This window comes from Salinibacterium sp. ZJ450 (genome assembly GCF_011751885.2).
GTDB lineage: Bacteria > Actinomycetota > Actinomycetes > Actinomycetales > Microbacteriaceae > Ruicaihuangia.
On the sequence record NZ_CP061771.1, the window covers coordinates 2,529,666 to 2,551,459 of the forward strand.

24 protein-coding genes are annotated in these 21,794 nt (G+C 68.5%); 2 read left to right on the forward strand and 22 right to left on the reverse strand.

Annotated features, from left to right (window positions below; translation table 11 throughout):
- Positions 1 to 17: 17 nt before the first annotated feature.
- The 6 genes from ilvA to HCT51_RS12205 are packed head-to-tail and all read right to left on the reverse strand — an operon-like array spanning position 18 to position 6,229.
- The gene (gene ilvA / locus HCT51_RS12180; protein WP_166878140.1) at positions 18 to 1,256 is read right to left on the reverse strand and encodes a threonine ammonia-lyase; all 1,239 of its coding nucleotides are present in this window, start codon (positions 1,254 to 1,256) and stop codon (positions 18 to 20) included.
- Positions 1,249 to 2,385 (reverse strand): AI-2E family transporter, encoded by a 1,137-nt coding sequence (locus HCT51_RS12185; RefSeq protein ID WP_224760473.1) that lies wholly within the window; start codon positions 2,383 to 2,385, stop codon positions 1,249 to 1,251. Before HCT51_RS12185 ends, ilvA begins: the two co-directional genes overlap by 8 nt.
- A 19-nt stretch (positions 2,386 to 2,404) precedes the next feature.
- The gene (locus HCT51_RS12190) at positions 2,405 to 3,436 is read right to left on the reverse strand and encodes an ABC transporter ATP-binding protein (protein ID WP_166878145.1); all 1,032 of its coding nucleotides are present in this window, start codon (positions 3,434 to 3,436) and stop codon (positions 2,405 to 2,407) included.
- Positions 3,433 to 4,239 carry an ABC transporter permease gene (locus tag HCT51_RS12195; protein ID WP_166878148.1) on the reverse strand — a complete coding sequence of 269 codons (807 nt, stop codon included), beginning with the start codon at positions 4,237 to 4,239 and terminating at the stop codon, positions 3,433 to 3,435. Before HCT51_RS12195 ends, HCT51_RS12190 begins: the two co-directional genes overlap by 4 nt.
- Positions 4,236 to 5,102, reverse strand: coding sequence for an ABC transporter permease (locus HCT51_RS12200; RefSeq protein WP_166878151.1), 867 nt, complete (start codon positions 5,100 to 5,102; stop codon positions 4,236 to 4,238). The genes HCT51_RS12195 and HCT51_RS12200 overlap by 4 nt, the downstream gene beginning before the upstream one ends.
- Positions 5,102 to 6,229 (reverse strand): ABC transporter substrate-binding protein, encoded by a 1,128-nt coding sequence (locus tag HCT51_RS12205; protein WP_166878155.1) that lies wholly within the window; start codon positions 6,227 to 6,229, stop codon positions 5,102 to 5,104. The genes HCT51_RS12200 and HCT51_RS12205 overlap by 1 nt, the downstream gene beginning before the upstream one ends.
- 208 nt (positions 6,230 to 6,437) lie before the next feature.
- Here HCT51_RS12205 and HCT51_RS12210 point away from each other — a divergent pair, with 208 nt between their 5' ends.
- Positions 6,438 to 7,625: a winged helix-turn-helix domain-containing protein gene (locus HCT51_RS12210; RefSeq protein ID WP_166878158.1), complete on the forward strand. Its 1,188-nt coding sequence runs from the start codon at positions 6,438 to 6,440 to the stop codon at positions 7,623 to 7,625.
- Between the two features lie 186 nt (positions 7,626 to 7,811).
- Here HCT51_RS12210 and csrA read toward each other — a convergent pair whose 3' ends face one another.
- Genes csrA through HCT51_RS12230 form a run of 4 tightly spaced genes read right to left on the reverse strand, consistent with a single transcriptional unit; the run spans position 7,812 to position 9,931 of the window.
- The gene (gene csrA / locus HCT51_RS12215) at positions 7,812 to 8,051 is read right to left on the reverse strand and encodes a carbon storage regulator CsrA (RefSeq protein WP_166878163.1); all 240 of its coding nucleotides are present in this window, start codon (positions 8,049 to 8,051) and stop codon (positions 7,812 to 7,814) included.
- A gap of 4 nt (positions 8,052 to 8,055) precedes the next feature.
- Positions 8,056 to 8,862: an OmpA/MotB family protein gene (locus HCT51_RS12220; RefSeq protein WP_166878166.1), complete on the reverse strand. Its 807-nt coding sequence runs from the start codon at positions 8,860 to 8,862 to the stop codon at positions 8,056 to 8,058.
- The gene (locus HCT51_RS12225; protein WP_166878169.1) at positions 8,859 to 9,644 is read right to left on the reverse strand and encodes a motility protein A; all 786 of its coding nucleotides are present in this window, start codon (positions 9,642 to 9,644) and stop codon (positions 8,859 to 8,861) included. Before HCT51_RS12225 ends, HCT51_RS12220 begins: the two co-directional genes overlap by 4 nt.
- On the reverse strand, positions 9,644 to 9,931 hold the full coding sequence (locus HCT51_RS12230; RefSeq protein ID WP_166878172.1) for a flagellar FlbD family protein: 288 nt from the start codon (positions 9,929 to 9,931) through the stop codon (positions 9,644 to 9,646). The genes HCT51_RS12225 and HCT51_RS12230 overlap by 1 nt, the downstream gene beginning before the upstream one ends.
- A gap of 226 nt (positions 9,932 to 10,157) precedes the next feature.
- Between HCT51_RS12230 and HCT51_RS12235 the strand changes: the two genes are divergently transcribed.
- The gene (locus tag HCT51_RS12235) at positions 10,158 to 10,433 is read left to right on the forward strand and encodes a hypothetical protein (protein ID WP_191413609.1); all 276 of its coding nucleotides are present in this window, start codon (positions 10,158 to 10,160) and stop codon (positions 10,431 to 10,433) included.
- A 1,339-nt stretch (positions 10,434 to 11,772) separates the two neighbouring features.
- On the opposite strand, the gene HCT51_RS12240 is transcribed toward HCT51_RS12235, so the two are convergent.
- The 12 genes from HCT51_RS12240 to HCT51_RS12295 are packed head-to-tail and all read right to left on the reverse strand — an operon-like array spanning position 11,773 to position 21,744.
- Positions 11,773 to 12,975: a flagellar hook protein FlgE gene (locus HCT51_RS12240; protein ID WP_166878178.1), complete on the reverse strand. Its 1,203-nt coding sequence runs from the start codon at positions 12,973 to 12,975 to the stop codon at positions 11,773 to 11,775.
- Between the two features lie 34 nt (positions 12,976 to 13,009).
- Positions 13,010 to 13,435 carry a flagellar hook assembly protein FlgD gene (locus HCT51_RS12245; RefSeq protein WP_166878183.1) on the reverse strand — a complete coding sequence of 142 codons (426 nt, stop codon included), beginning with the start codon at positions 13,433 to 13,435 and terminating at the stop codon, positions 13,010 to 13,012.
- 15 nt (positions 13,436 to 13,450) lie between these two features.
- Positions 13,451 to 15,031: a flagellar hook-length control protein FliK gene (locus HCT51_RS12250; RefSeq protein ID WP_166878187.1), complete on the reverse strand. Its 1,581-nt coding sequence runs from the start codon at positions 15,029 to 15,031 to the stop codon at positions 13,451 to 13,453.
- The gene (locus HCT51_RS12255; RefSeq protein ID WP_224760474.1) at positions 15,028 to 15,753 is read right to left on the reverse strand and encodes a C40 family peptidase; all 726 of its coding nucleotides are present in this window, start codon (positions 15,751 to 15,753) and stop codon (positions 15,028 to 15,030) included. The genes HCT51_RS12250 and HCT51_RS12255 overlap by 4 nt, the downstream gene beginning before the upstream one ends.
- Before the next feature lie 2 nt (positions 15,754 to 15,755).
- Positions 15,756 to 16,184, reverse strand: coding sequence for a hypothetical protein (locus HCT51_RS12260; RefSeq protein WP_166878193.1), 429 nt, complete (start codon positions 16,182 to 16,184; stop codon positions 15,756 to 15,758).
- On the reverse strand, positions 16,184 to 17,503 hold the full coding sequence (locus tag HCT51_RS12265; protein ID WP_166878196.1) for a FliI/YscN family ATPase: 1,320 nt from the start codon (positions 17,501 to 17,503) through the stop codon (positions 16,184 to 16,186). The genes HCT51_RS12260 and HCT51_RS12265 overlap by 1 nt, the downstream gene beginning before the upstream one ends.
- A complete protein-coding gene (locus HCT51_RS12270; RefSeq protein WP_166878199.1) occupies positions 17,500 to 18,111 on the reverse strand; it encodes a FliH/SctL family protein in 612 nt (203 codons plus the stop codon). Before HCT51_RS12270 ends, HCT51_RS12265 begins: the two co-directional genes overlap by 4 nt.
- On the reverse strand, positions 18,101 to 19,120 hold the full coding sequence (gene fliG / locus HCT51_RS12275; protein ID WP_166878202.1) for a flagellar motor switch protein FliG: 1,020 nt from the start codon (positions 19,118 to 19,120) through the stop codon (positions 18,101 to 18,103). Before fliG ends, HCT51_RS12270 begins: the two co-directional genes overlap by 11 nt.
- Complete coding sequence (gene fliF / locus HCT51_RS12280; protein ID WP_166878206.1) at positions 19,117 to 20,712, reverse strand: flagellar basal-body MS-ring/collar protein FliF; 1,596 nt, start codon at positions 20,710 to 20,712, stop codon at positions 19,117 to 19,119. The genes fliG and fliF overlap by 4 nt, the downstream gene beginning before the upstream one ends.
- On the reverse strand, positions 20,712 to 21,014 hold the full coding sequence (gene fliE, locus HCT51_RS12285) for a flagellar hook-basal body complex protein FliE (protein WP_166878220.1): 303 nt from the start codon (positions 21,012 to 21,014) through the stop codon (positions 20,712 to 20,714). The genes fliF and fliE overlap by 1 nt, the downstream gene beginning before the upstream one ends.
- Complete coding sequence (locus tag HCT51_RS12290) at positions 21,014 to 21,406, reverse strand: flagellar basal body rod protein FlgC (RefSeq protein WP_166878876.1); 393 nt, start codon at positions 21,404 to 21,406, stop codon at positions 21,014 to 21,016. The genes fliE and HCT51_RS12290 overlap by 1 nt, the downstream gene beginning before the upstream one ends.
- Positions 21,403 to 21,744, reverse strand: a complete 342-nt coding sequence (locus HCT51_RS12295) for a flagellar basal body rod protein FlgB (protein WP_166878224.1) — start codon at positions 21,742 to 21,744, stop codon at positions 21,403 to 21,405. Before HCT51_RS12295 ends, HCT51_RS12290 begins: the two co-directional genes overlap by 4 nt.
- Positions 21,745 to 21,794 lie beyond the last annotated feature (50 nt).

The following is a 21,794-nucleotide window of genomic DNA, read 5'->3' on the forward strand; positions in this document are numbered from 1 at the left end:
CCGAGGGGCCGTGCCCCTTAGCCCGAGACGCGCGGGTCGTATCCGGCGGCGCGCAGCGCGGCCAGCACGTGTTCCGCGTGCTCCGGCCCGCGTGTCTCGATGTGCAGCTCCAGCTCCACCTGGCTGATCTGCAGGCCGCTGCCGTGCCGGGTGTGCAGCACCTCCACCACGTTCGCGTTCTGCTCCGCCACGATCCCGGCGGTGCGGGCGAGCTGGCCCGGACGGTCTGGCAGCGGAATCCGCAGCTTCAGGTACCGCTCGGATGCCGCCAGCCCGTGTGCGACCACGCGTTCCATCACCAGCGGGTCGATGTTTCCGCCGCTCAGGATCGCCACGGTCGGGCCGGTCGCAGTGACCTTGCCGCTCAGGATCGCGGCAACGGAAACGGCGCCGGCCGGCTCCACCACGAGCTTCGCCCGCTCGATCAGAACGAGCAGCGCCTTGGCTGTGTCGTCCTCGTCCACGGTGACGATCTCATCGACCAGGTCGCGGATCAGCTCGAAATTCAGTGTGCCGGGCTTCCCCACCGCGATGCCGTCGGCGATCGTGGGGCCGACGGTGATCTCGACCGGGTGGCCGGCCTCGAGCGAGGGCGGGTAGGCGGCCGCGTTGGCCGCCTGCACACCGATCACCCGGATGTTGCGACCCTCCGCCTTGGCGCGTTGCTTGAGCGCGCTGGCGACACCGGCGATGAGGCCGCCGCCGCCCACCGGAACGATCACGGTCTCGACATCCGGAACCTGCTCCAGGATTTCGAGACCCAGCGTGCCCTGGCCGGTGATCACGTCAATGTGATCGAACGGCGGGATCAGGATGGCGCCGGTCGACTTCGCGAATTCCGCCGCCGCGCGCAGCGGTTCCTCGACGGTGTGACCGCGCAACACGACCTCCGCGCCGTATCCGCGGGTGGCCTGCAGCTTGGGCAGGGCGACCCCGATCGGCATGAAGATGGTGGCCTTTACCCCGAGCTCCCGGGCGGCGAACGCGACACCTTGGGCGTGGTTGCCGGCCGAGGCCGCCACGACGCCGCGGGCCCGCTCCTCGTCGGTCAGCCGCGCCAGCCGGTTGTATGCGCCGCGGATCTTGTACGACCCGGTGCGCTGCAGATTCTCACACTTCAGGTGCACCGACACCCCGAGCAGCTCGGACAGGTACCGCGAGGTCTCCATTGGCGTCACTTCGGCGACTCGGGAAACGGTGGTCCGCGCCTCTTCGATGTCGTTCAGGGTTGGTGCGGAAAGTGGGGAGTCAGGCATCCCTGGTTACGTCCTTGATGGTTGGGTGCGGAGTAGTACGCCATCGCCCTGCGGCAATGTACTTGATCATGGCGTTCAGCGAGGCGACGACCGGCACGGCGAACAACGCGCCGGGGATGCCGGCCAGCATGGCGCCGCCGGCGACGGCGAGCACCACGGCAAGCGGGTGCACCTTCACCACGGTGCCCATGATCAACGGCTGCAGCACATGCCCCTCGATCTGCTGCACCAGCAGCACGATGCCGAGCATGATCAGGGCAATCCAGATGTCGTAGTAGATCAGTGCGACGAGTACCGCGAGGGCGCCCGTGATCACGGCACCGACGATCGGGATGAACGAGCCGAGGAACACGGCGACGGCGATCGGAATGGCGAGCGGCAACTGCAGGATGACCGCGCCGAGCCCGATGCCGAAGGCGTCGATCGCGGCGACCATGATCTGTACCTTGACGAAGTTGGTCAGGGTGACCCAGCCGGCCTCACCGCTGCCGGCCACCGCCGGGCGCGCCTTGCGCGGGAACAGGCGCACGATCCAGTTCCAGATGCCGCGGCCATCGATCAGGATGAACAGGGTCGAGAACAGGGTCAGCAGCAACCCGGTGACCAGGTGCCCGGAGACGGAGCCGAGCGATGCGGCACCGGAAAGGATGAACGAGCTGTCGCGCTGCAGGTTCTCCCAGGCATCCGCGATGTAGCCGTTGAGGTCGGCCTCGCTCACCTGGAGCGGCGAGTCGACCAGCCAGGCCTTCAGCGCCTCGAATTGCTGCACGGCTTTGGCTTGCAGGGCGGGAACCCCGCGCGCGATCTGGTCGACGACGATGTAGAGCAGCCCGGCGACGATCGCGATGATGCCCACCTCTGACAGCGTCACCGCCAGCCACTTCGGCCAGCCGTGTCGTTGCAGCCAGTTGCTGAACGGCACCAGCAGCGCGGCGACGAGCACCGCGATCATCAGCGGGATGACGAGGTAGCGCAGCTGCATGACCAGGAAGATCAGCACCCCGATCACCCCGACGATCGCGAGGATGCGCCACGACCATGCCCCGGCGATGTGCATGCCGACCGGCATGGAGTCGCTCACGATCTGCGCGCGAGACCTCGGCTCCGGTGTGCGTCTAGCGAATGCCACCCGAACAGTCTAGGGGCGCTCAGCGCGCGGTCACGGTGACCGCGCGGGCCGCAACCCGCAGATTCACGGCATCGCCGGGCTGCGGGTGCACGCTCACGCCGTGCTGCACCGCCATCAGCGAGTCGTCGGCCAGCCGCACCGAGGTGCGGCGCAGCGAACCGAGGAAGCTCGACGACACCACCGTGGCGGGAACCCCCTCCGCCGCGAACTCGACGTCTTCCGGACGCACGAACGCGGTGACCGGGCCGTCGGCGAGGGTGTCGCCGATCGGCTCCACTCGGCTGCCGAGCAGGCTCACCCAGCCGCCGGCGAGCTCCGCCGGGACGCGGTTGCTCAGCCCGACGAAGTCGGCGACGAACGCGCTCTTGGGCGCCCCGTACAGCTCCTCCGGCGTGCCGATCTGCTCGATCTGCCCCGCTCGCATCACCGCGACCCGGTCGGCGACGGCGAGCGCCTCCTCCTGGTCGTGGGTGACGAACAGGGTGGTGATGCCGAGTTCCGTCTGGATGCGGCGGATCTCGTCGCGCAGCTGCGCCCGCACCTTCGCGTCCAGGGCGCTCAGCGGCTCGTCAAGCAGCAGCACCCGCGGCCGGGTGACCAGCGCGCGGGCCAGCGCCACCCGCTGCTGCTGCCCACCGCTCAGCTGGTGGGCGTACCGTTCGCCGAGCGCTTCCAGTCCCACCAGTGCCAGGCTCTCGGCTGCGCGCTGCTGCCGGTCCCGCTTCGCGATGCCGCGCATCCGCAGACCGAATTCCACGTTCTCCAGCACGGTCAGGTGCGGGAACAGCGAGTATGACTGGAACACCATGCCGATGTCACGCTTGTTGGTCGGGACCGCCGCGACATCCTGATCACCGATCAGGATGCTGCCGGCGGTGATCGTCTCCAGCCCGGCGAGGCTGCGCAGCGCCGTGGTCTTGCCACAGCCGGACGGCCCGAGCAGCACCACCAGCTCACCCGGTCGCAGGGTCAGGTTCACAGCGTCGAGCGCACGCTGCCCGGAATACTCCTTAACGACGTCGCGCAGTTCAACGCGGGTTCCCTGGGTCATGTGGTTCTCCGTCCGGGGCGCGCGGTTCCCACGCGCCCGATGATCAGCAGCAGGATGAAGGCGAAACCGAGTGCGAGCAGCGCGAAGATGACCGCCGCCCACGGGTCGCTTCGCGACACTTGCACCAGCGCCGTCTGCAGGTTGTCGCGGTTCAGTAGCGAGGCGATGGTGAATTCGCCGAGCACGACGGCGACCGAGATGACGGATGCCGCGAGCATGCCGCGCTTCAGGTTGGGCAGCACCACGCGCCAGAGCACGGTGTTCCAACTGGCACCGAGCGAGCGGGCCGCCTCACTGAGGGTGACCACGTCGATCGAGCTGAGGTTGGCTTGCACCGCGCGGTAGGCAAACGGCAACGCCACGATCCCGTATGCGAACGCGAGGGTCCAGGTGCCGCTTCCGAACATGCGCGAGACCACCGAGTACACCGGGGCGAGGCCCACCACCAGCGCGATGGCCGGCACGGTGATGGGAATGATGCAGACGAACTCGAGCGGCCGTTGCAGCCGCGGAAAGCGCAGGGTGACGAGCACCATCGTCGGCACCAGCAGCAGCAGGATGATCGCGACGGTGATCACGGCGAGCAGCAACGAGTTGGCGATGCCCTCGAACAGCCCGCGGTATGCGCGTTCGTTCTCGGGGTCGATGATGGCCAGCCAGCGGTCGAGGTTGTAGCCGCCGGCCAGGCCCGCGCGCATGGTGAACTCGGCCATGGCGATGATGGGGATGGCGAAGACCACCCCGACGATCCACAGGATGAGAAGGCGGACGGTGCGGCTCGGCGCCGCCTGGGGCGCGCTCATCGCTGCCACCGTTCGGTGCGGCGCTGCAGCAGCGAGTATCCGGTCATCATGATGACCATCACCAGAATCATGCCGAGCGCGAGGGCGCCGGCCATGTTCTCGCGGCCGAGCACGGTCTCACTGACCAGGGCCGCGCGGATCTGCAGGGGCACGATCTGCGAGCCCTGGCTGATCAGGGCGGCGGCGGTCGCGTAGGACGAGAAGGCGTTCGCGAACAGCAGCAGCAGGCTGCCGACGAACGCGGGGGCGAGGATCGGGCCGGCCACCCGGGTCCAGTAGCTCAGCCGGGTGCCGCCGAGGATGGCGTTCGCCTCGACCCACTGCGACTTGAGGCCGTCCATGGCGGGCATGAAGGTGAGCACCATCAGGGGCACCTGAAAGTACAGGTAGGGCAGCAGGAGTCCCGGCACCTGGTACAGCCAGACGCCGCCCTCGAAGATGTTGATGCCGAACGTGGTCAGCAGCCACTGGGTGACGAGGCCCTGGATGCCGATGGTCGCGATGAACGCGAAGGCGAGCATCACGCCACCGAACTGGGCGAGCACCCCGCTGACCGAATCGACGATCGTGCGCAGCACGCCGTCGGGGCGGGTTCCGAGCAGGGCGTAGCAGACGAGGGCGCCGATGACCGCGCCCACGATGGCGGTGAGCGCCGACACCCAGAACGAGCTGGCGAAGGTGCGGAGGATGACGGGGTCGAACAGGGCCGCGATGTTATCCAGCGTGAACGCGCCGTCGGCGTCGAAGAAGCCGGTCGCGACCGCCAGCACGGTCGGCACCGCGAGGAAGAGCAGAACGTAGAGAGCGAACGGGGTGAGCCCGAGAAGGGCCCACCCCGATCGCTTGGTGCCGGTTGCACTCATTACTGGATGGCCGCTGCCCACTGTTCGGCGAGCAGTGCGGATGCGGCTTCGGTCTGCTCCGCGGTGAACTGCACGAGGTCCTCGGGTGCTTCACCGACCGAGTCGAGGGCGGCCTGGTCGACGGTGCCGGCCTCAACCATGGCGGCGAGACGCACCGGGTACGCGCCGGCCTCGAGGTAGAGGTTCTGCACGTCGTCGCTGAAGATGAACTCCTGCCAGAGGCGAGCGGCCGCCGGGTTCGGAGCGTCTACGTTGATGGCCTGGTTGTAGTAGCTGCCGACTGCGACGCCGGGGAGCACGGTGACTTCCCAGTTGCGCTGTCCCTCGTTGGCCTTGGCCTCGGCGAGGTTGTTGTAGCTCCAGTCGAACACGACGGGGGTCTCGCCCGAGGCGATGGTCGCCGGGGTCGGGTCGAGCGGCAGGAAGTTGCCGGCGTCGTTCAGCTGGCTGAACCAGTCGATTCCGGGCTGGATGTTGTCGGGGGTGCCGCCGTTCTGCAGCGCGACCAGCTGCACTGCCGCGGCGGCAGCGCCCGCCTGGGTCGGGTCGCCGTTGATGGCGACCTTGCCCTTGTAGTCCGCGCCGAGCAGGTCGTCGAGGGTTTCCGGGGCGGGCACGGCGTCGGAGTCGAACCCGATCGACATCAGGCCGGTGTAGTCGTACACCCAGAGGCCGGTTTCTTCCTTGTAGTCCGCGGGGATGTCGTCCCAGGTCTCGACCTGGTACGGCGCGAACTGGTCGAGGCTGTCGAGCGCGACCGCGGAACCGAGGTCGAAGACATCCGGTGCGGTGTCCTGGCCCTTGAGGTTCTCGGCGGCCTGGATCTCCTCGGCGCTGGAGACGTCGGGGTCGGCCGAGTTGACGGTGATGTCGTAGGTCTCTTCGAACAGGGCGATGATCTCGCCGTAGTTCGCCCAGGTGTCGGGCAGGGCGATCACGTTCAGTTCGCCTTCGGCCTCGGCTGCCGCGACCAGTGCGTCGAATCCGCCGAAGTCTTCGGCGCTCGTGGCGGCGGACGCATCGACATCCGTTGCGGCGTCTCCGCCGTTGTCTGCTGCGCAGCCGGCGAGTGTGATGGCAACCGCCGTAGCGGCCGCGATGCCGAGGATGGCACGCTTTGTGAACACAGGTTCCTCCAAGTGGCTGCTCCGGCCGCCCGGGCTGTGATCCGGGCAGAGGGTCACCGGTGACAGCCGCGGTAACCATAAGCATCGCGCCCGTCTGGTCGGCAGACTACACCTGAACCGCAGGTGAACGGCGGGTTTTCTGCGCGGCAGTGGCCGCTGGGTGGTCGCTGGCTGGCGAGGTCGGTGGATGCCGCTAGCCTCGGATTTGATGGTCGACACAGTCTCCGGGGCCCAGGCCCGCCGAATCGCGCTCGCTGCGCAGGGGTTCGGGCGCTCCCCCGCTACCGCCGTGGGCACCCGTCAGCTCAACGGGCTCGTCGACCGGCTCGGGCTGCTGCAGCTCGACTCGGTCAACGTGTTCGAGCGCAGCCATTACCTGCCGGCGTTCTCTCGGCTGGGCGAGTACGACAAGACACTGCTCGACCGGTTGACCTTCGCGCAGAAGGGCCGCTACGTGGAGTATTGGGCGCACGAGGCCGCCCTGATTCCGGTGGACAGCTGGCCGCTGATGCGCTGGCGGATGCAGCACTACCGCGACCTGTCCGCCGGCGATCCCACCGCGTGGTCGCACGCGAACCGGCCGATGATCGACTGGCTGCGCGCGGAGCTTGCCGAGAAGGGCCCACTGCCTGCCCGGGCGATCGAGCACGACGCGAACAAGCGCAGCGGGCCGTGGTGGGGCTGGTCGGATGTGAAGCGTGGTCTGGAGACGTTGTTCCGCTGGGGCGACGTGGTCACCGCCGGACGCACCCGGTTCGAGCGGGTCTACGCCCTGCCGGAGCAGGTGCTGCCCGATGAGGTGGCCGGCCGGGAGATCGGCCGGCACGAGGCGCATCGGGAGCTGCTGGCTCGCGCCGCCCGGGCCTACGGCATCGGCACGGCATCCGACCTCGCCGACTACTACCGGCTGAAGACCGCCGATGTGAAGCCGGCGCTGGCCGAACTGGTGGACTCCGGCGAGCTGCTGCCGGTGACCGTCGACGGCTGGAACAAGCCGGCCTTCCTGCACCGCGATGCCCGCATCCCGCGCAGGGTCGAGACGACCGCGCTGCTCTCCCCGTTTGATCCGATGGTCTGGTACCGCGATCGGGCGCACCGGCTGTTCGACTTCCACTACCGGATCGAGATCTACACGCCGGCTCCGAAGCGGGTGTACGGCTACTACACGCTGCCGGTGCTGGTCGACGACCGCATCGTCGGCCGCATCGATCTGAAGAACGACCGTCAGGCCCGGTTGCTGCGGGTGCAGGCCGCGTGGCAGGAGCCGGATGCCGCGGACGGGGTGGTTCCCCGCATCGCCGCGCTGCTGGATCGCACCCGCGCCTGGCAGGGTCTCGACGCGATCGAGGTGGCAGGGCGGGGCAACCTGGCCGCGGCGCTGGCGGCGGAGCTGTAGGCACCTCCGCTCCGCGCTTTTACCGCCGCAGCGTGCGACACCGACTGCGCGATCCTGTGGGCGCGGTGCGCAGAACGGCAGTGATCGAGCTGGCTCGTCGGCGTGTCTTCCCAGTTGAGCGGCGTGTCGCGAGCAAACGCTGCCGTTCTGCGCGGCCGGTCGCGTGCGACTCGTCGCGCGGCCGTGCTACTCGGGCTTTGGGGTGCCCAGCAGCGCCTTGAGTCGGGCCTCGGCATCCGGAGCAGACTGCGTCGCCGCCAGGTTCGCGTCGCTGACCGCCTGCACGATCTCGCTGCGCTGGATCTTGACGCCGCGTGGCGCTTCGATGCCGACCCGAACGCCGTCGCCCCGGGATTCGAACACCGTGATCACGATGTCGTCGCCAATCAGGATCTGTTCGCCGGCTTTGCGTGTGAGGACGAGCATCCGCCTAACCTACCCCACCGGTTTCGGCCGCCACGCCCGCCAGCAGCGCGCGCACCTCGTCGGGCTGGTCGGAGAGCACCACGATGTCGACGCGGCGGTTGAGCGCGAGTTCCTCGTCGGTGCCGCCCGCGGCCGCCGGGCGCGATGAGCCGTATCCGACCGCGCCGATGCGGGCGGCGGCAACGCCGTTGTTCTCCACCAGGTGCCGCAGTACGGCGGTGGCGCGGCCAGAGGAGAGCTCCCAGTTCGTGTCGAACGGGAAGACGGAGGCGCGCAGGTCGGCGTGACCCTCGACCGAGATCTCGTATGGCGTCGGCGCCAGAACCGGACCGATGGCGTCGAGCACTTGGGGGGCGACACCGATCAGATCGGTGCGGTTGGTCTCGAAGTAGGTTTCCGAACCAACCAGGCGCACCACGAGCCCCCGCTCGGTGAGCTCGAATGTGACGGCGTGCAGCAGGTTCTTGGCTTCCAGGGCGAGCCGGATCTGCTCCTCCAGCGAGTCCAGCCTGGCCACCTCCAGCCGGGCGAGTTCCACGGGGCTGAACCCGACCGCGTCCTCCTCCATCAGTTGGGCTGGCACCACGACACCCTCGGCGGTGTCGACGGTCTCGCTGGCCTCCGCGCCGAAGCCGGTGGCCAGCGAGTTCGCCAGCTCCTCGAACTTCTTCTGGTCGACGGTGGACATGGCGAACAGCACGATGAACAGACACATCAGCACGGTGACCATGTCCATGTACGAGGCCATCCAGCGCTCGTCCGGATGCTCGTCAGGCACCTCGACTGGCTGCGCGCGCCGCCGGCTGCTCATGCGGCCTCGGGTTCCGTTTTCTCTGCTTTCGGAAGCGCGTGCGCAGGAACCATGGCCCGCAGTCGCTCACCGAGCAGGCGCGGCTGGCTGCCGGACTGCACGGCCAGCATGCCCTCCATCACCACGTTCATCCGCTCGAGCTCCAGCTCGCTGATGCGCTTCATTCGGGTGCCGATCGGCAACCAGATGAAGTTGGCGGAGATCAGGCCCCACAGGGTTGCCACGAACGCGGCGGCGATCATGTGCCCCAGTTCGTCGGGCTGGGACAGGTTTTCGAGCACGTGGGTGAGCGAGACCACGGTGCCGATAATGCCGATGGTTGGCGCGTATCCGCCCATTGTCAGGAAGAAACGGGAGGCGATCCGGTCGGTCTTCGCGGTGGTGCTGATCTCGTCTTCGAGCAGGATGCGCAGCTCGTCGCCGTCCGTGCCGTCGGCGATGCTCTGCAGCGCCCGCTTCACGAACGGGTCGTCGGTTTCGTCGGCCTTCTGCTCCAGGGCGAGCAGGCCGTCGCGGCGGGCGACTTCGGCAAGTTCGACGATCTCGTCAATGCTCTTCTGGATCGGCGACACCTTGCCGATGAACGCGCGCGGTAGGGCCTTGACTGCGACGAGGACGTCCTTGAGCGTGGCGCTGGCGATTCCGACTGCGATGGTGGCGCCGAAGACGAGGATCATCGGCGCGGGCAACAGCACAGAGGTGATGTTGGCGCCCTCGAGGACCATCATCGCGAGGACGGCGCCAAACGCGATGAGAATGCCGATTATGGTTGCGGGATCCATCAGGGCTGCTTTCTCCCGTGGTGGGACACCGGATGCTGTGGATCCAGCGTCGAGACGAGCCCGAGGTGCACGGGGTGAGGTTCAGTCGCCGGCATGTCGCGTGCGGCGGCGAGGACGCGCGCCCGGTAGGCGACGATGCGGTCGATCACCGTGTCCAGTGGCTCGGTGACGATGTAGTTCGCGCCATCCACCATGACCAGGGTCGTATCGGGGTGGGCGTGGATGCGCTCGATGAGGTCAGGGTTGATAGCGAACTGACTGTCGTTCAGTCGCGTGACAACGATCATGAGCCCATCCCTGGTGTATTCGCGCCCGTCCTGGGCTACTCATCAAGCACTATCGGCCGCTCCGGCACCGTCGTTAGATGCCGGAGCGGCCGATAGTAAGCCAGGTACCCAAAACGGGGTACAGGAATGTCGACACACTGGGGGACAAGCACCTATACAGTTGATGAGCCGCGCAACTCTCCCCCTCACCTCCCCCGGATTACTCATGCCTACCTTCACCCACTCGATGCTGCTCGTCGGCATCATCACCGCTGTCTCAGGTTGTACGGATGCCAGGGGCCGCCTAACTGGCGGCCGAAGTGTTGAGTTGCTCACTGCCCTTGGCCCGATCGACATCTTCGTCGATGCTGACGACGCCGCCGAACAATTCGTCCTCAGTTCGCCGGCGGCGCTTCCCGTAGTGTTCCTCGAACATCCGACGGGCGCGACCGAGTTTCGCTTTACGTGGGATGCGTTCATGGCGCGAGAGCCGGAGTCCGCTGGGCTCATCCGGATGAGCTGACGACGTGCTGCAACGCCCCAGCCCTCGACAACTTTCACGCGACTCGAACCACTTGCGCCGCTTTCATCGTGTACCTCAGTCCCCCGTTTCCGAAAAAGTTGATCCAGTGCATTTCCGTTCCGTTCCAACGCCCGATTTAGCCGCGCCGACTTGCGATACGGGCGCCTTCCCGTCCATTGCTTGGACCGCGACGACGTTCGACCCGCGACGAGGGCTGGCGCCGGTCTTCCGCTGCTGGAGGAGCCTCATCGCGTGGGACGAGCGGGGGTGGAGGTATCCTGCCGACAGGCCGGTCGCAGTGGCACGAAGACGAGGGGCACAGCAGACACGTATCTTGTTGATCGGTGATGCCCCAGCTGCGGGGTTCGGTGTGGCCACTCACGAGTTGGGTATTGCTGGCCACACCGCGCGGCGGCTTTCGACGCTCACCGGGCGCGGCGTGGAGGTAGACGTGTTCGCGCATCCCAAGCTCTCCATGCGGAACCTGGCTCGACGCCTCCAGCACACTCACCGTGACTTCGCCCGCTACGACGCCATCGTCCTCATGCTGAGCACGACCGACGCACTCACCCTCACCAGTCCACGCGCCTGGCGAAAGCAATTGTTGCGCGCACTCTTTTTGCTCCAGAGCGTGACAAACGCTCCAACTCTCGTCACGACCACCGCGGACCTGGGCGCGATCGAGAGTATGTGTCCCGCGCGACGCTCCATCGCTGGGCGGCACTCGACACGGTTGAACCGAGAAACCAATAAAGTGAGTGAGGCACGCGGATACCCAATGATCGAGTTAACCTCTGCCCCGGATCTCGAATCCAATACTTACCAGCTGTGGTCAGAGTCCATCTCAGCGGCCCTCGCGGCAGCACTCGGTCCAACGCCTCGCCCATCGCCCGATCGGGCGGACTCACCGTTCACCACAGCAATCATTCGCTCGCAGGCGGCGGCCTGAAAATGAGTGAGCACCGGAACCGGCGAGTGAAGATGGTCGACCCGACCTTTCCGTGCCCTGCGTGCGGCTCCCGCACCAGGACCGTCCCGAACCCGTATTACGGAACAGGGCTTTCGGTCAACAAATACGTGGTCCAGTGCTGGAAATGCGACTGGACACGTCTGGCACGAGAGTCTGTGGCCCGCAAGCGGACCCCCGCGGCCGCCGACGAAGGGAAGCCAGACACTCCTGCGACCGTCCTCACAAGCGGCCGCGGTATGTGGAGGCGCTTGCGCAGAGCAAGGACAGTCCGGTGATCGAGTGATCAAGGTGAACTCGCGGCGGCGCCCCCTACAGGGGTGAGCCGCAAATCGTGATGCAGGACGACCCAGCGCCTTCATCTCAGCCTTGTTAGCGCTTGAGGTTGGTGAGCTCCTGCAGCACCTCGTCTGAGGTGGTGATGATGCGGGCGTTCGCCTGGAAGCCGCGCTGCGCGACGATCAGGTTGGTGAACTCCTGCGACAGGTCGACGTTCGACATCTCGAGCGCGCCGGTGAGCAGCGTGCCCATGCCGGCACCGCCCGGCGTGCCGACCTGCGCGGCGCCCGAGTTGAACGTTGCCCGGTATGCGGAGGAACCCGCCTTCTCGAGACCGACCGGGTTGGCGAAAGTGGCGAGCGCGATCCGGCCGATGGGCTCGGACGAGCCGTTGCTGAACGATCCGATGATGGTGCCGTCCTTAGACAGCGTGAACGACTCGAGCGTGCCCGCGGTGCGGCCGTTCTGGTCGGTGAAGGACGCTGTGGTGATGCCGGCGAAGCCGGTGAGGGTGGAGAGATCGATGTCGATTCCGCCTGCGCCACCCAAATTCAGTGGGGCGCCGAGGAGGCTACCACCGGTGAGAACACCGTCGGTGTAGGCAAGTGTGCCCGTGCTGGTGGCCGGCGGTGTCGCCCCGTCAGAACCGCTGACGTCCCACGCACCAGGGCCAGTGTTGGTGAATGTCAGCGTCATGGTTCGAGCAGCGCCCGTCGCGTCGAAGATTTCCACGTCTCGCACCAGTACGTCGCCCACGAGCGCGTCACCCGGCAGGTTGCCACCCATGGCCGCCGTCGTCGTCGGTGCCGCGGGTGCGATCGCCTCGAGCGGGAGGGCGATGTCGCCGACCGCTCCCCCGGTGTTCACCGCGCCGCCGACCGCGGTCCAGCCCTGCACGATGGCGCCGTCGGGTGAGACCAGGCGGCCCTGCGCGTCGAAGTCGAACGAGCCGGCGCGGGTGTACAGGGTCTCGCCGCCGAGGCTGGTGACGAAGAAGCCGTCGCCCGAGATCATCATGTCGGTGGAGCGGCCGGTGGCCTGGGCGGAGCCCTGCGCGAAGTTCGTGGTGATGCCCGCGACCTGCACGCCGAGGCCGATCTGGGCCGGGTTGGTTCCGCCAACCTGGGCCTGCGGGGCTCCCGCGCCCTGGGTCATCTGCGACAGGGTGTCCTGAAACTGGGTGGCGGAGCCCTTGAAGCCCGTGGTGTTCACGTTGGCGATGTTGTTGCCGGTGACGTCGAGCATGGTCTGGTGCGAGCGAAGTCCGGAGATTCCGGAGTACAGGGAACGGAGCATGAGGTGTCGCCTTTCAGTTGAGGAGTCGAAAAATTCAGGAAGCTGGTTTAGTGGTCACGCCGGAGATCGTGTCGAGCGCGACATCCACTCCTCCGACGGTGACCTGCGGAACCGGCCCGGCGTAGGAGACGGCCGTGGCGATGCCGGTGGTCGAGACGCCATCGGCGTCGGTGTAGGTCACTTCCTGGCCGAGCAGCGCGGCCGCGGCGGTGCGCATCTGCAGCGAGAAGTTCTCTTCGTTGATGCCGGTCATGGCGGTGAGCTGCTCCATCATGGCCAGCTGGGTGGTCTGCCCGATCATCTGGTTGGTGTCCATCGGCGAGGACGGGTCCTGATTGCGCAGCTGGGTGACCAGCAACGACAGGAACACCTCGTTGTCCATCACCTGCTTGGGCGCCCGCTCGGGGGCGCTGGTGTAAATTCCGCCGCTGGTGGTGGCGGCTACCGCATCTACTGGCACTGTGGTCTCTTTCTCTCAGGCCATCACGTCGATGGTGGATGCCGCGCCGTACAGGGCGGCGGGGGTTGAGCTGTGTGGAGCGAGCTCGCTCGACTCGTGCCGGGCTGCGGACTCTGCGGTTGGTGCTCCGCGTCGCGCCGATGCGTCGCGTTGAGCGTCATCCTGCGCGTCGTTCTGCTCCGGCGGCTGATTCTCGGACGACAGGTCGAGGCTGGCGTTCATGCCGGTTCCGGCGAGGTCGCGGCGCAGGTCGGGCATGATCGCCCGCAGCGAGTCACGGCCGAGGTCGTTCGGGGCGAACAGCTCCATCCGCACGCCCTCGCCGGTGACGTGGGCGCGCACGGTGACCGGGCCCAGGTTGTCGGGCGTCACGGTGATGGTGAGCACATGGTCACCGCGGCCGGCGTTCGCCAGGCTGAACAGCGGCGTGGCGAGCTGGGTGTTGAGTGGCGCGGTCGGCGCGGGGGTGGCGGTCGGGCTGCTGGCGGATGGCGCAGCGGATGCCGTCGGTTGCAGGGCGGGCGCCGGTGGCGGCACGGGGGCGCTGCTCGGCGCGGGGGCTGCGGCCTCCGCTGCCGGCGCGCCAGAGGTGGCGAATTGCTCGATGGCGATACCGGATGTCGCCGAGTGCGTCCCCTGCGGGAGAGGCTGGGCTGTGGCGACGGCGGATGTCGAGACGCCGACAGTCGATGCTGCGACCGGCAGCGGGGCAAGGTCCGCCGCTTGGTCGGCGGAGGTGGCGGTGGCGGTGGCGGTGGCGACACCCGACTGTGCGGTGGGCTGAGGGACGCCGCCCGCCGGACCCGATGGCTGCTCGCGAGGGGGCACGGCGAGCGCCTCAGAGACCGACGGGGGCGGCATGGGGGCCGCGGTATCCGCGGCCGCAGCTTCGGTAGTTGCAGCGGTTGCAGTGGCTTCGGTGGTTGCAGCGGTTGCGGCCTGAACGGCACCGGCGGCAGCAGTGGCTGCAGCAGCGGAAGTCGCGGCAGCGGCACCGGCGGCAGCAGTGGCTGCAGCAGCGGAAGTCGCGGCAGCGGCACCCGCGGAAGGGACCGGGGCAGCGACCGTTGACGCGGTGCTGGTCGCAACGATGCCGGTCGCCGCAGCGTCACTCGTAGCAAAGCCCGTCGCAGCGGTACCAGCCGAGGCGAGCCGATCCTCAGGGTTGGTGGTCCCCGCGGGGAGTGTTTGCTCGGCGAGCAGAGCTGCGGCCGAGGGGGCGGCGGCCTGCACGCCTCGCAGATCCGCGGAGCCGTCAGTGGCGGTGGCCGCGCTGCCGGGCCGGACATGGGTCGGCGCGTGGGAGAACGGGGCGGGCTGCGGGGTTCCTGCTGGTGCGCCGGCCGCGTCATCCATAGTCTCGCCTGTGTTCGGCTCGGGCGCGTCCCGCTCGGTGCGACCGGACTGCTCGGTGCGGGCGGACTGCTCGGTGCGGGCGGACTGCTCGGTGCGACCGGTCGGGCGGGCGGTCCGCTCGCCACGCGCGCCGGTGAGGGCATCCTCGAAGGCGCTGCCGCTGGCGGGGTCAGCTTTCGCGGCGGCGTTTCGCGGCGCGACCGTCGGCGCGGCCGCGAGCACGTTCAAGCCGGCGTTCATGCGTTGCGTCCCTTCACGAGGGCGGACTGTGCCGCGGCAATCAGGTCGCTCAGCGAGGCGCTTGACGGGTCAGTCATCCCAGTGAGCCCGCCGAGGCCGCCCGCGAGCCCGGTCAGTCCCGACAGCCCAGTCAGTCCCGAGGCCCCGGTCAGCCCGGAGACCCCGGCGAGGGCGGTGCTCTGCGGTGCGACATCAGCCGGCACAATGCGTCGGATGGTGTCGATCTCGGACTCCGACATGTAGACGTCGACGATCTGCACGTCTTTGCCGGGGCGCGGCGCGTGCAGAAGCTTGTTGTCGCCGAGGTAGATGGCGATGTGGTCGCCACCGCGGCTGACGAGCAAGTCACCCGGCTTGGCCTCGGCGAGCGACGGCACCTCGGTGCCGATCTTCATCTGGTCCTGCACAACCCTGGGCACGTCGATGCCGAGATCGGCGAAGACCCGCTGCACCAGACCTGAGCAGTCCATGCCGGTGCTGTCTTCACCGCCGAACACGTAGGGCACGCCGAGGTACTTCTGCGCGGCGGCGGTGACATCGGCGCCGGTGACCCCGGGGTTGTTGATCGTGCCGCCCGAAGCCGTGGCGGCAAGGGCGTCGGCGAACGCGGTGGCGCTCGCGCTGGTACTGGCGGTCTTCACGGCTGGCGCGGTGACGGTGGGCGCCGACAACTGGGTGAGGGTCTGCTGGATCTGCTGCACGCGTCCGATCGCGTCGGTCATGGTCATCGGGCTGCCGCCGCCCGGTGCCAGGAGCCTGACGCGATCTCGTCGATCACGGTCTGCTCGGCGTGCAGGTCGTCGGCGGCGATGGCGAGGGCGTGTCTGGCCTCGAGCTTCTCTAGGCCGACGGTCGCCGCGCGTGCCGCGGTGAACGCCGACTCGGCGGCCGCGGCGTCCTCGGCCTGCTGCTGGCGGAGCGCCTCCAGGTCGGCGAGCATGCTGCGCGAGGCCGCCCGGGCCGCGGCGACCGCGTACAGCGTTGTGGTGTCGGTCGGGTCGGTGGGGGTGCCGCCGAGGGCGGTTCGCGCGCGCGCCTGTCGCGCCCCGCTCTCGTGCAGTCTGGCGTTCGCCGCGGCGAGGTCGCCGGCCGCGGCATCCTGTTGCAGGGTGCGCAAGCGCAGCAGTCCGGCGAGGGTAAAGGGTCGCGCCATCAGGCACCTCCGAGAGTGAGAGCGAGTCGGGCGAGCGAGTCCCAGGCCTTGTGGGTCGGAGTCTGGTCGTCCATCCGTTGTTGCAGAAAGGCGTTGATCGCGGTTTCGTGGTCGACGGCGGCGTCGACCAGCGGGTTGGATCCGCGCTGGTATGCGCCGACGTCGAGCAGATCCTGCGCGGCCCGGCGGGCGGCGAGCGCCTTGCGCAGCGTCACCGCGAGCGCCCGGTGTTCGGGCGTGGTCACCCGGGAGGCGACCCGTGAGATGGAGGCGAGCGGGTCGACCGAGGGGAAGTGTCCGGAGACCGCGAGCTTGCGGTCGAGCACCACGTGTCCGTCGAGGATGGACCGTGCGGAGTCGGCGATGGGTTCGTTGTGGTCGTCACCGTCGACCAGCACGGTGTACATGCCGGTGACGGATCCGGTCTCGGCGGTGCCGGCGCGTTCCAGCAGCCGGGCGAGTAGCGAGAACGTCGACGGCGGGTAGCCGCGGGTGGCCGGAGGCTCCCCCACCGACAGCCCGATCTCGCGCTGCGCCATCGCGACGCGGGTGAGCGAGTCCATCATCAGCATCACGTGCGCGCCCTCGTCACGGAACGATTCGGCGATGCGGGTGGCGACAAATGCCGCACGCAGTCGCATCAAGGCCGGTTCATCGGATGTCGAGACCACCACGATCGACCGGGCGAGGCCCTCCGCGCCGAGGTCATCCTCGAGGAACTCGCGCACCTCGCGGCCGCGCTCCCCCACTAGGGCGATCACCGACACCTCGGCGTCGGTGCCGCGGGCGATCATCGAGAGCAAGGAGGACTTGCCCACACCGGATCCGGCAAACAGGCCCATCCGCTGCCCGCGCCCGACGGTGGTCAGCGTGTCGAGCACGCGCACGCCGGTCTGCAGGGGGGTGTCGATGCGGGTGCGCTGCATCGCCGGCGGGGTGTCGTTATCGAGCGACACCATGGTGCTCGCGCCGAGCGGGCCCTTGCCGTCGATCGGCCGGCCGAGGCCGTCGAGCACGCGTCCGAACAGGCTCGGCCCGGTCGGCACCAGCATCGGGGTGCTCTTGGCCCGGGCGGGCGCTCCGGCGTTCACCCCGGAGAGACGGCCGAGCGGCATGCAGCGGATGCTGTCACGGGTGGTGGCGACCACTTCGGCGTCGACTCCGGGGCGTTCACCAATGGTGACGACGTCGCCGATGGCGCAGTCGAGGCCCGTGACCTCGAGCCCGAGGCCGACGATCGAGGTGACCGTACCGACCCGTTCCGGGCGGGCCGCGAGCAGCGCGCCGCCGAACGCCTGGGGGCGGGGACGCCAGCTCATGCGTCCATCTCCCCGAGCAGGGCGTCGCGGGCGCGATCGAGGGCGGTCCCGATGCGGGCGTCGAGGTAGCCGTCGGGGAATTCGGTGATGGCGTCGCCCCGGCCGAGTGTGGGGTCGGCGACCAAGCTGACCGCGCCCTTCGCGCGCGTCGCTGCATCCAGTTCGGCCAGGTCGTCGGGGTTCATCCGCACCGAGCGAACCGTGTCGGGATCCACTGTGCCGAGCGCACGGTCGAGGGCTGCCCTCGCGGTGTTCTCGCCGTGGGCGAGTTCATAGCCGAGGATCGCCTCGGCGAGCTCGATCGCCGCGGCCGCCAGCGTATTCTGCGCGTCGATGACCACCGGCACGGTGCGGTCGTCGAGAGCCCGTGCCGCCATCGCCAGCACCGCGAGCGCGCGGGCGTTCTGTTCTTCGGCTCGCCGGATCGACGCTACGGACTCCTGCTCCAGCCGGGCGCGCACGACGGCGGTGTCGGCCGCTGCGGCGCGCAAGCCTTCGGTGTAGCCGGCGGCGTGCCCGGCGGTGTGGGCCTGCGCCTGCAGCTTCTGCTCGTTCGAACCACGCAGCACGGGGTAGACCACCGGTGAGAAGGCGGTGTCAGTAGACATACTCATCCTCGTCGGCCCGCTGCACCGTGATCGCTCCCTGCGCCTCGAGATCGCGGATTGCACGCACGATCTCCGAGCGGGCATCTTCGACGTGCGACATCCGCATCGGTCCGGCCGACGCGATCTCCTCGTCGAGGATGAGGCGGTTCCGCTCCGACAGGTTGGTGCGGATCTTCTCGATCACGGTGTCGGACGACCCCTTCATGGCGGTCGCCAGCACGCCGGTGTCGATACCGCGGAGCACCTGCTGCACATCGCGCGCCTCGAGCTTGACGATGTCGGCGAAGGTGAGCATGCGTGAGCGCACCTCCTCGGCCAGGTCGGGGTCACGCTCCTCGAGCGCCTCCAGCAGGGCGCGTTCGGTGGCGACATCCGCTCGGTTGATGATCTCGACCAGCGGCTGCACGCCGCCGACCACCTCGGCGGGTTCGTGGCTACCGACCACGGCGCCGGCGCGGAGTTTGAGGGTGTCGGCGACCACGGCCACCGCTTCCGGGGTGGCGCTGCCCATGGTGGCGATGCACTGGGCAACGTCGGTGCGCACCGGGTCGATCAGCCCGCTGAGCACGGCGGAGGCGTGGTCGGGGCGCAGGTGGGCGAGCACCAGGGCAACGGTCTGCGGCAGTTCGCCGTCGACCAGGGTCTGCACCTGGCCCGGTTCCACAGTGTCGAGAAACTCGAACGCCTTGCCCGCCATCGACGACGCCACGCGGTCCATCACGCCGGCGGCACGCTCGGCGCCGAAGGATGCCTCGAGCAGCCCCACCGCGACATCGCGACCGCCGCGCGCGCCGTGTCGACCGTGTCGGGTGAGCTCGTAGAACTCGGTCAGGGCCTGCTCGGCGAGGGTGGCGTCCACCCGGCGCAGCCGCACGATCTCGGCGGCGATGTCCTCTGCCTCAGATTCGCTGAACTGCTTCATCACCGCGGCGGCGCGCTCGTGGGTCATGTTCATGAGCACCACGGCGACCTTCTGGGTGCCGGTCAGTTCGGTGATCGTCTGGTTCATACCCGCTGCTTGTCATCCATGAGCCCACGCAGGAACTCGGCGGTCTTCTCGGGGTCACGTTCGGCGAGGCTGCCGATCTCGGCGCGACGGCGGTCGAGGTCGGTGGGTGACGAATCGATCGGCAGCGGCATGGTCGGCTCGAACTGGTCGTGCGCCGCCTCCAGCTCCATCTGCGCGGTCAGGGCGTCCAGTGCCGAGCGCGCCTCCTGCAGTTCGCCAAGGTCGACACTCTCCCGCTCCTGGCGGCGGGAGTTGCGGGCGTACAGCACGAGCGCGAGCACGATCGGCAGCACGATGGCCGCCGCGATTATCGCGGTGCGCACCACCGACATGAGCTGGTCCATGGCCGCGGCGTCTTCCGCGGCCTTCAGCGCGGCGGCTGCCTCTTCGGCGCCGGCCGTGTTGAACGGCATGACTTCCACGGTCACCTCGTCGCCGCGGGCGGCGTCGATCCCGGCGGCCGCGGCGACCAGGGCAGACACGTCACCGACGCGGATGTCGCCGGCCACTTCTTCGTCGAGGGCAACCGACACGGTCTGCCGGGTGATGTCGCCGGCGGGGATGACCCGGGACTCTGTCACCTTGTTCACCGCGTTGTTGCGCGTGCTCTGCTCGGAGTTGAAGCTGCCTGCTCCGCCGGCACCGCCGGGTACGGCGATGTTGTCCGGTCCGAGCACGCCCGCGGTGGTGCCGCCGGTGCCCTCGTAGCTTTCCGTGTTGGTGGTCTCGTTCAGGGCCGGGGCGTTCTCGGGGTTGGTGAAGGTCTCTTCCACCCGCTCTGCCGATTCGTAGCTCATGTCGGCGGCGACCACGACGGTGGCGTTGCCCGGGCCGACCACCTGGTCGAGCATGGCCTGCACTGATCCGCGCACGCGTTCTTCATAGTCGGAGGCCTGCTGGCCGGTGCCGCCGGTGGCGCCGACGCCCACCGCGGACAGCACCGTTCCGCCGGAGTCGATGACTGCCACGTTCGCGGGCTCCATGCCGTCGATCGACGCCGAGGTCAGGTGCACGATCGCCTGCACCTGGTCGGTGCTGAGCATCACGCCGTTCTCGGTTTCAATGAAGACGGATGCCGTTGGCTCGGTGCGCTCGGAGACGAATACGGTCTCCTCGGGGATGGCCAGACGCACCGACGAGGTGCGCACCCCATCCAAGGCGGCGATGGTGGAGGCCAGTTCGCCCTCCAGCGCCCGCTTGTATGTGACCGACTGCTGGAACTCGGAGCTGGTGACCCCCATGTCATCCAGCAGCGAGTATCCGCCGCTGGATGCCGACGGGAGGCCGGCCGCGGCGGCCTTCAGCCGCTGGTCGTACACGCTCTGTTCCGGCACCAGGATTGTGGCGCCGCCGTCGGTCAGCTCGTACGGGACGCCGTCGGTGCGCAGCTGCTCGACGATGGTGTTGGCGTCGGAGCCCTCGAGCCCCGAGAACAGGGGCGTGTACGACGGCCGGGCCATCCAGGTGCCGAGCGCCACGATGCCGAGCACGAGCACCGCCACACCGATGAGCGCGATGGTGCGCTGCGCGACCGTGAAATCCCGGATCGTCGCGCCGAGCCGGCCGAAGAAGGAGGTGACCTGGCGGGGCATCAGGCCTGCATCCTCATGATCTCGTTGAACGCGTCAACGCCCTTGTTGCGAACCGCGGCGACCAGCTCCAGGGTGACCGCGGCCTGAGTGGAGGCGAGCGTGGCCGTGTGGATGTCGGTGAGGTCGCCGGTGACGGCCTTGATCGAGAGCTCGTTCGAGGTGGCCTGCAGCTGCTGCAGGTTGTCGACGGCGCCGGTGAGCGCGGTCGCGAACCCGGTGCCATCCGTCGCCTGGACGCTCTGAGTGGTGGGCAGGTAGCCGGTGCCGGTGACCCCGGATACGGGGGTGATGGAGAAGGGCATCAGTTGCGTCCGATCTGCAGGGCTGCCTGGTAGGTCTCTTTGGCACGGTCGACTACCGCGGCGTTGGCCTGGTATCCGCGCTGCGCCATGATCAGCTGGCCCATCTGCGAGGCCAGGTCGATGTCGGGGTAGCGCACGTAGCCGTTCTCGTCGGCGAGCGGATGCTCCGGCTCATGCACCATGCGACCCTCGGCATCCCCGTAGGCGGCACCGGCCACGTAGACGCCACTGGTGCCCTCGCCCTCCTGGGCCAGCACGTACCGAGCGCGGAAGGCTTCACCGTCGGTGCCGGTGACGGTGTTCACGTTGGCGAGGTTGTCCGAGACGGCGTCGAGCCATTTGCGGTGCACGGTCAGCGACGTGCCGGCGATCCCGATTGCGTCGAACATCAGTTGGTCCGCAGCGCGGTGCGCATCGACTTGAACGGGCCCTCAACCGCCTGCGTGGCGAACTGGTAGCGCAGCACCGTGTCGATGTTCGACAGGGTTTCCGTGTCGAGGTTGACGTTGTTGCCGTTCAGCTTGGTGGGCTCGAGCGAGCTCTCGGTGCGTGCCGCCGTGACACCGTTGCCGTCCTGCACCGACTGGGCGAGGGCGTCTTCGAACAGCACGCGCTTGGCATGATAGTTCGGAGTGTTCACGTTGGCGATGTTGTTCGCGATGGTCCGCTGGCGCAGGGCCAGCCCATCCAGCGCGCTGATCAGCGCGGAGGACGTGACGGATTCAAGCAACGACTACCCTCTTCGTCGTAACGGGGCGGCCGATCCCTGGCCTCTCGGTG